The organism is Thermonema rossianum DSM 10300 (genome assembly GCF_000426825.1).
In the GTDB taxonomy this organism is placed as follows: Bacteria; Bacteroidota; Bacteroidia; order Cytophagales; family Thermonemataceae; genus Thermonema; species Thermonema rossianum.
Window position 1 is genome coordinate 190,609 of sequence record NZ_AUGC01000001.1, and the last position, 12,926, is coordinate 203,534.

General features: G+C 47.1%; 11 protein-coding genes. 5 read left to right on the top strand and 6 right to left on the bottom strand.

The annotated features are described in order from the left end of the window. Positions 1 to 20: 20 nt before the first annotated feature. On the bottom strand, positions 21 to 2,129 hold the full coding sequence (locus K384_RS00905) for a TonB-dependent receptor plug domain-containing protein (protein ID WP_038028474.1): 2,109 nt from the start codon (positions 2,127 to 2,129) through the stop codon (positions 21 to 23). A 257-nt stretch (positions 2,130 to 2,386) separates the two neighbouring features. On the opposite strand from K384_RS00905, the gene K384_RS00910 reads away from it, so the two are divergent. Then, positions 2,387 to 4,492 (top strand): alkaline phosphatase D family protein, encoded by a 2,106-nt coding sequence (locus K384_RS00910; protein WP_051632988.1) that lies wholly within the window; start codon positions 2,387 to 2,389, stop codon positions 4,490 to 4,492. A gap of 65 nt (positions 4,493 to 4,557) precedes the next feature. Here the strand turns inward: K384_RS00910 and K384_RS00915 are convergent, their stop codons facing one another. Then, positions 4,558 to 5,028, bottom strand: coding sequence for a YkgJ family cysteine cluster protein (locus K384_RS00915; RefSeq protein ID WP_038028476.1), 471 nt, complete (start codon positions 5,026 to 5,028; stop codon positions 4,558 to 4,560). 89 nt (positions 5,029 to 5,117) lie between these two features. On the opposite strand from K384_RS00915, the gene K384_RS00920 reads away from it, so the two are divergent. Together K384_RS00920 and K384_RS00925 are read left to right on the top strand one after the other, a co-directional pair. Continuing rightward, entirely contained in the window at positions 5,118 to 6,335 is a 1,218-nt protein-coding gene (locus K384_RS00920; RefSeq protein ID WP_038028478.1) for a glycosyltransferase, read from the top strand. Between the two features lie 2 nt (positions 6,336 to 6,337). Continuing rightward, positions 6,338 to 7,414 carry a glycosyltransferase family 4 protein gene (locus K384_RS00925; protein WP_038028480.1) on the top strand — a complete coding sequence of 359 codons (1,077 nt, stop codon included), beginning with the start codon at positions 6,338 to 6,340 and terminating at the stop codon, positions 7,412 to 7,414. On the opposite strand, the gene K384_RS00930 is transcribed toward K384_RS00925, so the two are convergent. Continuing rightward, a complete protein-coding gene (locus K384_RS00930; RefSeq protein WP_038028482.1) occupies positions 7,384 to 8,706 on the bottom strand; it encodes a hypothetical protein in 1,323 nt (440 codons plus the stop codon). The genes K384_RS00925 and K384_RS00930 overlap by 31 nt on opposite strands. Before the next feature lie 64 nt (positions 8,707 to 8,770). On the opposite strand from K384_RS00930, the gene K384_RS00935 reads away from it, so the two are divergent. Continuing rightward, the gene (locus tag K384_RS00935) at positions 8,771 to 9,280 is read left to right on the top strand and encodes a phosphoribosyltransferase family protein (protein WP_038028484.1); all 510 of its coding nucleotides are present in this window, start codon (positions 8,771 to 8,773) and stop codon (positions 9,278 to 9,280) included. 31 nt (positions 9,281 to 9,311) lie between these two features. Here the strand turns inward: K384_RS00935 and K384_RS00940 are convergent, their stop codons facing one another. Continuing rightward, positions 9,312 to 10,034 carry a DUF4197 domain-containing protein gene (locus K384_RS00940; RefSeq protein ID WP_038028965.1) on the bottom strand — a complete coding sequence of 241 codons (723 nt, stop codon included), beginning with the start codon at positions 10,032 to 10,034 and terminating at the stop codon, positions 9,312 to 9,314. A gap of 117 nt (positions 10,035 to 10,151) precedes the next feature. Here K384_RS00940 and lysA point away from each other — a divergent pair, with 117 nt between their 5' ends. After that, positions 10,152 to 11,441, top strand: coding sequence for a diaminopimelate decarboxylase (gene lysA / locus K384_RS00945; RefSeq protein WP_038028488.1), 1,290 nt, complete (start codon positions 10,152 to 10,154; stop codon positions 11,439 to 11,441). Between the two features lie 47 nt (positions 11,442 to 11,488). On the opposite strand, the gene K384_RS00950 is transcribed toward lysA, so the two are convergent. Next, on the bottom strand, positions 11,489 to 12,064 hold the full coding sequence (locus K384_RS00950; RefSeq protein WP_038028491.1) for a hypothetical protein: 576 nt from the start codon (positions 12,062 to 12,064) through the stop codon (positions 11,489 to 11,491). A gap of 62 nt (positions 12,065 to 12,126) precedes the next feature. Next, a complete protein-coding gene (locus K384_RS00955) occupies positions 12,127 to 12,903 on the bottom strand; it encodes an enoyl-CoA hydratase/isomerase family protein (protein ID WP_038028494.1) in 777 nt (258 codons plus the stop codon). Positions 12,904 to 12,926 lie beyond the last annotated feature (23 nt).

The window sequence follows — 12,926 nt, forward strand, 5'->3', positions numbered from 1 at the left end:
GCCGCTCTTTTACTCTTGTTCTAAAATTCCATACGCAAAGTCACATAGCCATGTCTTCTTGCCTGGGGCAAACGGCTGTTATACCAGCCTTGGCTAATGCCATCGGGGGCTTCCCCCGCACTGGCATCGCGATAGCCTGCATGATAATAATCTGCATCGTTTAAATTGTACACTTTTATGCCTAAGGATAGCCCCTCTGCCAAAAAGTCATTATAGATAAGCGAGAGGTCGCTTACAACATATGCCCCTATGGATGAAATGGGGTTGGTGTTTACAGTGGGCGTTTCGCTTACAAAGCGGGTAGGAACAGACACAGAGACTTTGTTGAACAGTAGGGCAGTGGGAATAAAGCGTACTTTGAATGGCGCTATGTTGCCGGTTGTTTCCATATTGGTGCCGTCCAGAGCCATTTTCGCTTTGGTGTAAGAGACGTAGGCATCAAGCTTTAGGTGGTTCACCCATTCGCCGTAAATTTCTTTGGCAAAACGAAAATAAAGGTCTGCCCCTATAGTTTGATTTTTACCCACATTTACCGGTGCACCGGATTGGATACTGATTAAATTACTCCCTTGGTTCCAATAGCTACTTAATCCAACAGTGAAAAACTGGTTAATATGGGCTATAGATGCTTCGACGGTCTGCATCCGTTCCGGTTTAATATTGGGATTGGATAAGCTGCCTTCCCATCCACCATAAAGTACACGAGGTGCTGGTTCAAGAAAGCCAGTGCCGTAAAAGCTTTTGAGGCTCCACCTTGGAGATGGGTTCCATATTACCCCAACGCGTGGCGTAAATATATCTTTCCAAATATCATTGTAGTCGTAGCGTACGCCCCCTATCATAATTAGCTTGCCCTCCTGTAGGTAATACTTACCCTGTACGTAAGTGCCTTGGTCATTGAGCGAGTAGTGATTGTCTTGATCCAAGGCAAAGATGCCCCGAATCGGAGGTTGCAGGGTGTTGAGTGGATAAGCCGTAGAGTCGTTGGCTACCGGAGGACCGTCAACGGTCTCGTAAGTTTTTTGCAAATAGCGCGATTGAAACTTGACTCCAAAGTTAAGCTTGAACGATTCGCCGGCATCGAGACTGAAGTCCTGAAATAAAGTAAGCGAAAGGTTGGAAGTAGCCCAGTAGCTGGCATATTTTGTGTTGGCATCCCAACGCCCTACGAAGAAGCTGGTGCCGGGAACGCCACTTTGTCGAAAATGAACCAAGGTATTACTTTTAAGGCGATTTATTGTGCGTTTATAGTTAATGAAGAAGGTCTCTTCATCAAATTGCCAGCGGGCGTTGGGCTGTGAGCGATCAAAAGCAAATTCACTGCCATATCCACTTTCATGAAAGAAGCCCATAAAGCCAAATTGGAAATTACCTTGTTGAAAAGTCGCCTGTAGATAATTGGAGTTAATGGGGCTTCGATAACCAAAAAACTCTGTATTACGGAAAGGGCCCCATTGTTGAGGATCAGTCAAAATGGAGCTGCGCAGGGTAGGAGTTCTATCTACAATGTCAGAAGGAGCATTGCCACGCAGAAAGCGTGCATGAACAGAAAGTCCATTCCCTTTTTCGTTTATTTCGTTTAAGTTGAGCTCAATAAGATGGTTTTGGTAGGAACCTTTGGACAAGAAGACATTACTCTTGCCTTCTTTTTTGGTAATGATATGCACTACCCCCATAAAGGCATTGGCACCGTAAACAACCGATGCCGGACCGTACACTATCTCGATACGCTCAATGTTGTAAAGCGGATACATTAAATAAGCCTGCATCCGGTTGTTATACAAGTAGTTCATAATCTTACCATCAATCATGAAAAGCATTTGACCGGATAAAGACACAAGATTGCCTCGCGTGTGGATGTAATACTCGTCGTCTCCGTATGCCCGCGACAAGTCAAAAGAAGGGAGATCGTTGAAAACATCGAAAAGGGAAGTATAACCACGCAAGCGAATGTCCTCAGCAGTAATAACGATGGTAGTAGCCGGAGCTTCGTTGAGTTTTTCGCTGTTTTTCGAGGCACTTTCTATCTCCTGATAGGCGATATCATCGATGGTAAGTGCGAAAAGCTCATTGCCCGCTTTTTTACGGCGGCAGGCTCTTCTTGTGCATAAATGCTTCGACTTATGCAAAAGAAAACAAGGCTAAAAGAAAGTAATGTTTTCATAAAGCATAGTATGTTTTGTTTTTGTATATAAAATGAAATAATATTTTGAAATATTAACAAGTCGCTTGTCGAGTCTTTTGTATTGTTTGTCGAAATTGAAATTCAATATTTTGACTTTCCGTTCTTGACGCATTTTTTTGGAGTGAAAATTGAAAATCTGTTTATCTATCCTTAATCATTAAGTAAGAGTAGTTGGCGTCATTCGCAGAAAAAAAGATAGATATGCAAGCCAACTACTTTCTCATGCTTTGTTGTTTGCTTGGTGTTTTGCAAGGAATTGCCCAGCCAAGTATTAGTCACACTCACTCACCGGCAACCTATTCATTGTCATTGGGCCGGGCTATTGGAAAAAGCAGTGCTACGGCACCTGATCCGGCCTTAGCGCCTTTTTACCATGGAGTAGCATCAGGCGACCCCCTGCCTGACAAAGTAATTATATGGACCAGAGTAACGCCTTCCGGTACAGTAGAAGCAGATTCTATTGAAGTACGTTGGATAATGGCACTTGACTCTGCTTGTCATAATATTGTGCAGAGCGGCCTTGCTTACGCAACGGCAAGTCGCGACTTCACAGTGAAAGTTGATGTGGATAACTTGCAACCGGCTACCACTTATTATTACTACTTTCAGGCATTGGGTGCCAACTCGGTAGTGGGGCGCACGCGCACGGCTCCGTCTGGTACCGTGCATCATTTGCGTTTTGCGGTAGTATCATGCAGCAATTTTGAAGCCGGCTTTTTCAATGCTTATGAAGCCATCGCTCGTCGCGAAGACCTGGATGCAGTCATTCATTTAGGTGATTATATTTACGAATATGGGCAAGGCACCTATGGTGCCGGTTTGGAAACACGCCGGCACCAACCTGCGCACGAGATTTTAACCTTGGCAGATTACCGCACGCGTTATTCCTTATATCGACTGGACCCCGCCCTGCGCAAAGCACACCAGCAGCATCCTTTCATTTGTGTATGGGACGACCATGAGTCTGCCAACGATGCTTATAAAGACGGAGCTGAGAATCATAACCCGGGCGAAGGGAGCTGGGAAGAACGAAAGCGAATTTCCAAACAGGTGTACTATGAATGGATGCCGGTTCGTGAGCAAGCAGAACATAAACTCTACAGAGTGTTGAATTACGGCGACTTGGCCGATATATTTATGATAGATACACGCCTTGAAGGTCGTGAAATACAAATTAATGATGTCACCAGCCCCGAGCTATACAATTCTGCGCGCACTTTACTGGGAGAAGCACAAAAGGCATGGTTAAAAGAAGGCTTGAAGAAAAGTAAAGCACAATGGAAGATGATTGGTAATCAAGTGATTTTTTCAGAATTGAATTTATGGTGGGCAGCCGCACCGGCTATAGGTACAGCCGAACAGATTGAAAGCAGCTTTTTGGATATTTGGGATGGTTATCCGGCGGAGCGAAAGGAGTTGCTTCATTTTATTGAACAGGAAAAAATTCACAATCTGGTATGGCTAACAGGTGACTTCCATTGCGCTTTTGCTTTTGATGTTCCTTTGAGGCCGGCAGCCTACACTGCTTCCGACTCGCTTGTGTCGGTTTTAAAACAAGTGCCTGTGCCGGCAAGTGGCGGGGCTACCTACGATGAACAAAGTGGGAAAGGTACTTTGGCTATAGAATTTGCCACGCCCAGCATTACTTCGGCCAACTTTGATGAGAATTTGACAAAACTCACCGGAGACTCAACACAAGGGGCGTTTTTAGCCAAGCAGTTAGAATATCAAATCAACCGCCCCTTACCCGCCTCGGCAGGACCGTTGGCAGGATTCAATCCCAACCCGCATTTAAAGTATGTGGATTTGACGCGGCATGGGTATCTGATTCTTGACCTTAAAAGTCAACGGGTGCAAGCTGACTGGTTTTATGTGCCTACTGTGTTACAACCGTCAATTGAAGAGTTCTTTGCCGCTTCTTATTATAGTGATGCCGGAACAAGCCGCTTGCGACGCAGCGAAAGCCCCAGCGAGCCCAAAAGCATACAGCCGCCTTTGGCCCCCTCCGAGCCCTTACCTTATGTGCTGACGGCAAGTGAGCAAAAAATAGCACCTGTGTTGCTTGGGCTGTATCCGAACCCTGCCAACATTTTGCTGTTGCTCAATTATGCGGTGCTACGTCCGGGAGAGGTAAACATTGAGATATGGAGTATGGAAGGGAAACTGTTGTTTTCCTTGAAAAAACGACATCAAGCGGGTAACTACACACTCAGCATCGATACCGCCTCTTGGCAAGAAGGAGGCTATATCTTGCGCTTGCAGCAGGGGAATCAACGGATAGACAAGCGCGTGATTGTTCGACATTAGTCCGGATAAAGGTGCTACTGTATGCCGGCAGGTGCTCTCCTACAAAAGGGCACCTGCCGCTGTTATTATGGGCACTGCTCTACAATCCGGTTTACAATGCTGGCAGCCGCAGGACACAATTGTGCATTGCGCAAATGGAGAGATGCGTGTTTGCAAAAGTCCCGCATGTCTGTATGCGGGTATTCGGCGCATGCTTTGGGGCGTACTTCATAGATATTGCAGTAGTTCTGTTCGTCTAAGAAGGGGCAGGGGGTGGCTTTCATCACTTGGTCGCCGTCTTCATCTACTCGAAGGTAAGTATCCGCGAAATCTCCCTCTTTCATGCCCAAGTATTTGGCAATACGGCGTGCGTCCTGCCCCGTAACAATAGGTGGTATGCTTTTGCAGCAGTTGGCGCAGGCAAGGCAGTCGGTGACGGCAAAGACCTCATGATGCAGTTCAACAGCTAATTGTTCAATATGGCGCTGTTTCCCTTTTTGCTTGAGTAGTTTTTTAAAAGCTTTTTTAACTTCTGCTTTGAGAGGTGCCGGCTTCATCTTCACTCTACGACTTTGGGTTTAGATACAGGCTGCAAAGCTACAACTTTTCCTATCTTTGAAAGACAAATCTTGCCGGATTGTCTTCAATGAAAGTACTTTATATCTCACCCGATGGCATGACTGATCCTTTGGGGCAGTCGCAAGTGATTCCTTACCTGAACGGCTTAGCCGGAAAAGGGGCTGATATTACTTTGCTTAGCTTGGAAAAACCGGAGCGATACAGACACGGAGCCGCCCATATCGCTGCGCTTCTGCATCCTTCTATCGACTGGCAGCCTGTGAGCTATCTCCGCCGCCCCCCTTTGTTGGCTCAGTGGGCAAATGTTTACCGCCTGTACCGGAAAGCAATCCACCTGCACCGGCAGAAGGTATTTGATTTTCTGCATGCACGCAGCTACATGGGGGCGTGGGTTGCCCGGCGGATAAAAAAGCGCTATGGTATCCCTTTTCTGTTTGACATGCGCGGTTTCTGGGCAGATGAGCGCATAGATGGAAAGATATGGAAGCTGAACAACCCCTTCCACTATTGGGTATATCGCTATTTTAAAAGAGAGGAGCGCTTTTTTTTGCAAGAGGCGCATCATATAATATCGCTGACACATGCTGCCCGCGATTGGATGACTACTCATTGGGGAGTGGATGCCGGGAAAATAACAGTCATTCCTTGTTGTGTGGATCTGGCACACTTCAATAAACTGCGCATGCCTCGTGTCTGTACAGCTGAAACACCCCTGCGCTTGATTTACCTTGGCTCACTGGGCACGTGGTATCTGCTTGACGACATGTTGCGTTTTTTTCATCATGTGCGCCGGCGTTATTCGTCGGCTACCTTTTTAATTGTTACCCGCGAACCGGCAAGCATCGTGAAGGAGGCTTGTTCCCGTTTGCAAATACCGTTTGAGGGGATAGAAGTGCGTCCGGCAGAGCGCCGGGAAGTGCCCGCACTTTTGGCACAAGCAGACGCCGGGGTGTTCTTTATCAAGCCGGCATTCTCAAAGATAGCTTCTTCGGCAACCAAAATGGGCGAGATGCTGGCTTGTGGCTTGCCCGTGATTGCCAACGAGCAGGTAGGCGACCACGACTTTTTGTTTTCTACTTACCCTTGTGGTGCCTTGCTTCGCTCAAAGCCCAGAAAGAAACCTTGGACCTATTGTTATGAAGAGCATGCGTTCGAAGAGGTGGTCCGGCAAATACCTTCTTTGATAAGCACCCCACCGGAGGTTTTTCGTACCGTAGCACAACAATATTTTAGCCTGGAAGGAGGGATAGAGCGTTACTGGAAGATTTATCAAAGCATGATGTAGTCATGAAAAAGCGTATTTTGTTTTTAGCCCCTTACCCTGAAGGTGAGGCACCATCGCAGCGTTTTCGCTTTGAGCAGTATTATTCATGCCTGCGCGAGGCCGGTTTTGAAGTACATTTTCAAAGTTTTTGGGATCAACGGGCTTGGCAGGTGCTCTACCGCCCGGGGGCCTGGGGCGCCAAACTTTTGGGAATGCTGCGGGGATTCGTGAGGCGCTTGACTCTGCTGTGGCGGGCACGCTGCTATGATTTCGTGTTCGTGCATAGAGAATTGGCACCCATAGGACCGCCTTTTTTTGAGTGGTGGATAAGTAAAATATTGAACAAACGCTTGGTTTATGATTTTGATGATGCCATTTGGCTGCCCAATACTTCACAACAAAACCGTATAGCTGCCTTTTTAAAGTGGCATTCTAAAGTGAAGCACATTTGCCGTTATGCTTACAAAATAAGTGTAGGCAATGATTATTTGGCAGCGTTCGCACGCCAATGGAATACAAACGTAGTGGTGATTCCTACTACCATTGATACCGGCTATCATCGCCCGGACAGCCAAAAAAAGCCGGACAGCAGCAAGCCCGTCGTACTTGGATGGACCGGCACGCACTCTACCTTGCCCTATTTGCAAACCATAGCGCCTGTTTTGTGGAAGCTGGCAGAAGCACATCCAATAAAGGTAAGGGTGATATGCAATGTTGCCCCCGACTTTGAATTGCCTTCCTTGGAATTTGTACCATGGAGCAAAGAGCGGGAAATAGAAGACCTGCAAGCCATAGACATTGGCTTAATGCCCCTGATAGAAGATGCATGGGCAAAAGGAAAATGCGGGTTTAAGGCTTTGCAATATATGGCCTTGGAAATACCACCGGTGGTATCGCCCGTAGGGGTGAACGCCCGGATAGTCGAGCACGGACAACGAGGCTTCTGTGCCCGCTCCTTTGAGGATTGGCTGCATTATTTAGAGCTGCTCATAGAGAATCCAGCCTTACGAACAAAGTTTGGACAGGCGGGGCGGAATTTTGTGGAAAAACATTATTCCGTGCATGCCTGTCAAATGAGGGTTGTGCGTTTATTCGCGTGATAACGCAATATATATAGCCCCGATACATAAAAAGGCATCATAGGAATTTTATACCGCACCAGTGTGCCGAAATTATAACTATTTACCCCTACACCAAAAGAAAAGCTGATGGCAAACACGAGGCTCATCATGATAAGGGGTTCTTCAAAAAGGTAGCGTGTCAGAGTGATCAGCTTATTGCGCATTTGCCACAACAGGCGGAAGGTGAGAAAAAAGAATGCCGTGGCTTCTAATGAAGCCAACAACATGACCGGGTTGCGCACTTCCCACAAGTAGGGGCGAAAGAGAGACACCCACACCGCCGCCGGAAATTTACTTATCACACTTTGCCATGTGCCGTCAAACTCCCCCAGGCTGTAGGCAGAACCACTTTCCATCGTACTCACATAATAAAGCCATTCGGCTGTGATCTGTGTGGTGCTTGCCAGCGACTCTATGGAGTAGCGCGTACCTTCAGTGATTTCACTCACAACCACATAAGCAATAGGAGTGGCTAGCAGTAGAAGTAGGGGAACCACCAAAGCCCGGAGCACCCCCGGACGCATGCGGTTGCGGAACCTTAAAAATACCCACAATATGAGGGACGGCAAAAAACACAGCAAAATATAAATTTTGATGCGGTAGATAAACCAAACAGCTATTACGAAGATAATAAGGTGGCGTACCATCTTTTTTTGGCGCACCACGCCCCAGTAAAAACTATAAAAAGCCCAGCCGAGTGCTCCCAAGGTGATGGTATCTTTCATGTAGCCCGACCCCCAAAAGAAAACAGAAGGCAGAAAAAAACAAGCCACTGCCAAGGGGCGGTGAAGCATGGGATACATGACAAAAAAGGTGCGGTACATCGCCCACACGCCTGTGAAGCTTACAAAAGCAAAGCACAGAGCAATGGCAGAGTAGTGATGCAAGGTGAAAATACCAAAGAGCGCCCCCAATCTGATGACGAAAAAGGTATTGGGGTCAATAGCAAAGTAAGTATTACGCAAATACAGGTAAGTGTCTGCATCCTCAAAATCAGGACCAGAGAAAATAATGAAAAGCCCCTTCATGGGGTTGTCTATGAAGGCTTTCCAGATAAAATAACTATCGTGAAAGAAGTTGAAAGTATCGCCGCCACCGTAGTAAAACTGATAAATGAGCCCCAAAGCTATAGCCCCCAGCAGCTTTACACCCAAAGCCGGAAAATAATAACGCCGGCTGATGGGGTTGGTAACTGCCGGTTTGAGCAGGAATGCAAGCAGCAATATCAGCAACAGGAAGAAAGGAAAGAAAACGATATCTTCAATAGTCATTCGAAACATAGCTACTCATTTCAAGGCACATTTACTATCTTGCCGACAAAACAGGCATCTGACCATGGCAAATACACAAGCTACACGCATTCTGACAGATAAGCAAATCAGGCAAAAGATAGAGCGTATTGCTTTCGAAATTTATGAAGAAAATCACGCTTATGAAGAAATTGCATTTGTGGGCGTGGCGCCAACCGGCTACCACTTGGCAGAAGCGCTGTCCGGCGAGTATAAAAAAATAAGCCGGCAGGCTGTGGGCTTATATGAAATAGAAGTGGACAAGCAGGCGCCTGTGTGTGGCGATGTGCAACTAAAAGCCGCACCGGAGCTTCTAAGCAACCGCCCGGTGGTATTGGTAGATGATGTGTTGAACACCGGCCGCACCTTGATTTATGCCCTCCAGCCCTTTTACCGTATTGCCATTCCCAAACTGCAGATAGCCGTTTTGGTGTACCGGGATCATAAACTCTTTCCCGTAGTGCCTGATTTTGTGGGCTTGTCGCTTTCTACCACCTTGCAGAATCATGTAGAGGTAAAAAAAGAAGGTAGCCTTTGGGCGTGCTACCTTTATTAGCGATAGTAAAGACAAGAGCAAGGCTTGCTTATTACTTGTTGAGCAGTCCAAACACTTTTTGAAGCAAGTCGGTTACCCGCTCATTCAGATTGTAGCGTATGTCTTTCTCTTTGTCTTCAACCTTTGTAAACAAGCCGTCCAGGGCTTTATTGGTAACGTATTCCGACAGATCGTCCGGAATAGGTTGAGCACCTGCCAACTGGCCGGGCAAGCTATTGGCAAACTGATTGTAGGGAGTGGCAATTTGATTCCAAAGTGTGGGAAGCCCTACTTCATCCAAAGAAGCCTGCACCTTGGGGCTGTAGGCTGCAAACAACTGACTGCGGGTTTGGGTTTCCAAGTAAACAGTTGCAGCGCTGTCGCTACCAAAAAGTATATCGCGGGCGTCTTGAATGCTCATGCCCGTAATCGCGTCTTTAAAAATAGGGGCGGCCTCAGCAGCTGCATCTTCAGCAGCACGATTCATCTTTAAAACCACTTCATTGAGCAACAAATTGGCACCCGGCACGGTGGTTTCAATGAGCTGCTGCACTTGCTGTACTTCGGGCGGAAGGAATATTTTTACTGCTTCGTCTTTGAAATAACCATCTGTTCTGTTAAGCAATGCCACGCTGCTATCGGTACCTACACGCAGTGCTTCTTTCAGCCCGCGGGCTATCTCTTCATCGGAAATACCTGTGGACGGCTCTTGCAGGAGATCACAACCGGCAAATAAGCCGGGCAAAAGCAATAAAATCAAAAAATATCGTTTCATCTTCAAAAAAGATTTAAGAAAGGGACAATCAAAGGTACTATCTGCAAAAACCAAACCATGCAAGCGTAAAATACACTATCTTTGTTCACATTTGTTCATAATCATAAAAGCAAAGCTATGGAACTTATTAACCGGCAATACTGCCTTCAGGGAATTCCACTCACCGGGCTGTGTGAGCAATTTGGCACCCCCTTGTATGTATATGACGCATCGAAAATAGAAGCACAAGTTAAACACATGCAGCAGGCTTTTCGCCAAATGCCGGTACAAATAAAGTATGCCCTGAAAGCGCTGAATAATCAAGCCATCTTGCAACTGATGAAGCGTTTGGGTGTGGGCTTGGATGCGGTGTCTATACAAGAAGTAGAATTGGGCTTAAAGGCCGGATTTGAACCGCATGAGATTTTGTTTACTCCCAATAGTGTGGACTTTGAAGAAATTAAGCGCGCGGTAGATTATGGCGTGGTGGTAAATATAGACAATATTTCTATTCTCGAGCAATTTGGACATGCCTACGGGGGCGAGGTGCCTTGCTGTATCCGTCTGAATCCGCACATTATGGCAGGCGGCCATCACAAAATCTCGACCGGGCATATCGACTCTAAGTTCGGTATTTCCATCCTGCAAATGCGCCACTTGCAGCGGGTAATTCAAACCTATGGTATCCGGGTCAATGGCTTGCATATGCACACAGGCTCCGACATCTTGGATGCGGAGGTCTTCTTGCAGGGCGCGCGCATCTTGTTCGACATTGCCCGGGAGTTTCCCAACCTCGATTTCATCGACTTTGGCAGTGGCTTTAAAGTAGCCTATAAGGAAGGTGACGTGGTGACGGACCTCGAAACGCTTGCCAAGCGTTTGCAGTCAGAATACAAGTCTTTTAGCAAGGAATATGGCAAAGAAGTAGAAATATGGTTTGAGCCGGGCAAGTACTTGGTCAGTGAAGCCGGCTATCTGTTGGTCAAAGCCAATGTCGTAAAAACAACACCTGCCACTGTGTTCGTGGGCGTTAACTCCGGCCTGAACCATCTTATCCGCCCCATGATGTATGATGCCTATCACGAAATTGTGAATATATCCAACACCGAAGGGGCAAAACGTATCTATACGGTGGTAGGATATATTTGCGAGACCGACACCTTCGGATGGGACCGCCAGTTGCATGAAGTGCGCGAGGGCGATATTTTGGCAATATGCAATGCCGGCGCCTATGGCTTTACCATGAGTTCCAACTATAATGCGCGCCTGCGCCCGGCAGAAGTCTTGCTATACAAAGGAAAACCCTATTTGATTCGCAAGGCTGAAACACTCGACGACCTGTTGAGAAACCAAGTGCCGATGCCTTGGGATGAAGCAGAACGCACGGCAAAGGAGGAAGCATTAAATGAAGGAAAAATCAAGGAATAAATGAAGAAGGGCTACGCAGCCCTTCTTTTATTTCCGGGGAAGTGCCATTACGGAGTACTGTCAGAAGGTACCGCTTGCCCTTGCAGCTCGCGGTCTATCTCCTCCATGGAAGGCGGGGTGCCGCCGGCTTCTTTTATCATCTCTGTCAGGCGTTGCAGTTGCTCTTCGTAGTGTTTGAGCATCTCATCATGCCTTTTAAGCAAGTCTTGATGCTGCTTTTTAAACTTCTCTTCTTTCTTTTGCGCATACGCATCATCTACTTCTTTTTTCTTGTGACGAAGCACCGTTTCGCCATGGGCATCGAGACGCACGACATGGTCGGACAAGAGCTGCGCATGCTCTTCGATGGTTTTTTGCAGCGCCCGGCTCAGCGAGTCGAAAGAAGCTGCCGGTGGGTTGGCTGTTTCCAAATAGCTATTACGCAAGCGTTGAAATAGCTCTTCATACTTACGATGCTCTTCTACCCAACGGCTGTGCTCCCGGAGCCATTCTTGGTGACTTTCCTCGAGCCGTTGACTCATCTCCGGCGTATGCTTGAACTCTTTTTCTTCTTCTTTTTTTTCTTGTGAGCAGGCAAAGGCCATTCCTAATAATAAGGTAATCAGGAGATAATAAGCTTTCATTGTTTTCTTCTTTTTCTTATGAAGATAAGAAGAGTGAAAAGATGTTCCAAGAATAAGCTTCTTTATTTCCCCTGATATTTTGGTTTTCGCTTCTCGAAGAAAGCCTGTATCCCTTCGAGGAAATCTTTGGTTAGGAAGTTTTTGCCTTGATTTTCGGCTTCCAGGTTCAGCGTTTCTTCCAAGGTGCTTTCCATGCCTTTGCGCAGGTTGGCTTTGGTATGTTTGATGGCAATGAAGGGACCTTCAGCCAGCTGCTGCGCCAAGGCGCGGGTAGCTTCCTGCAGCTCGCCGGGGGTCTCGTACAAGCGGTTGAGCATGCCGTAGTGGTGGGCTTCTTCGGCAGGCACCATGCTTGCCAGCGCCATCCATTCGAAGGCTTTTTGATAACCCACCATCCGGGGCAAGAAATAAGAACCACCCCCATCGGCAGAGAGGGCTATATTGGTGAATATTTGACTAAAACGCGCATCCTTTGATGCCAGCAACATATCGCAAGCCAATGCCAGATTGCAGCCCAAGCCCACGCATACACCACTGATAGAAGCTATCACGGGAATATCGGTATTGCGTATGGCTAAAATGGTAGGATTTACGGCTGTTTTGAGGTAGGTGGTTACGTCGGCGCGCAATTCGTCGCCTGCCATGAGGTCGGCACCGCTGCTGAAATTCCCTTCGGCGCCTTGCAACACAATTACCCGCGTATCGTCCTGTTCGGCTTGTTGAATGGCAGCCAGCAGGCCGGTCATCATGTCTTTGGTAAGCGCATTCTTGCGGCGGGGGTTGTTCAAGGTGATGTATTTGACCTGCCCCTCTTGTTGAATAAGCAGTTGTTCACTCATAGTAATACTTGTTTAAAGCAGAA

What these genes read in the sequence shown, in the direction of transcription:
- lysA (WP_038028488.1), top strand. Translation starts at nt 10,152, where the DNA reads ATGGAACTTATTAACCGGCAATACTGCCTTCAGGGAATTCCACTCACC.
- K384_RS00910 (WP_051632988.1), top strand. Translation starts at nt 2,387, where the DNA reads ATGCAAGCCAACTACTTTCTCATGCTTTGTTGTTTGCTTGGTGTTTTG.
- K384_RS00955 (WP_038028494.1), bottom strand. Translation starts at nt 12,903, where the DNA reads ATGAGTGAACAACTGCTTATTCAACAAGAGGGGCAGGTCAAATACATC.
- K384_RS00920 (WP_038028478.1), top strand. Translation starts at nt 5,118, where the DNA reads ATGAAAGTACTTTATATCTCACCCGATGGCATGACTGATCCTTTGGGG.
- K384_RS00935 (WP_038028484.1), top strand. Translation starts at nt 8,771, where the DNA reads ATGGCAAATACACAAGCTACACGCATTCTGACAGATAAGCAAATCAGG.
- K384_RS00925 (WP_038028480.1), top strand. Translation starts at nt 6,338, where the DNA reads ATGAAAAAGCGTATTTTGTTTTTAGCCCCTTACCCTGAAGGTGAGGCA.
- K384_RS00950 (WP_038028491.1), bottom strand. Translation starts at nt 12,064, where the DNA reads ATGAAAGCTTATTATCTCCTGATTACCTTATTATTAGGAATGGCCTTT.
- K384_RS00940 (WP_038028965.1), bottom strand. Translation starts at nt 10,034, where the DNA reads ATGAAACGATATTTTTTGATTTTATTGCTTTTGCCCGGCTTATTTGCC.
- K384_RS00915 (WP_038028476.1), bottom strand. Translation starts at nt 5,028, where the DNA reads ATGAAGCCGGCACCTCTCAAAGCAGAAGTTAAAAAAGCTTTTAAAAAA.
- K384_RS00930 (WP_038028482.1), bottom strand. Translation starts at nt 8,706, where the DNA reads ATGACTATTGAAGATATCGTTTTCTTTCCTTTCTTCCTGTTGCTGATA.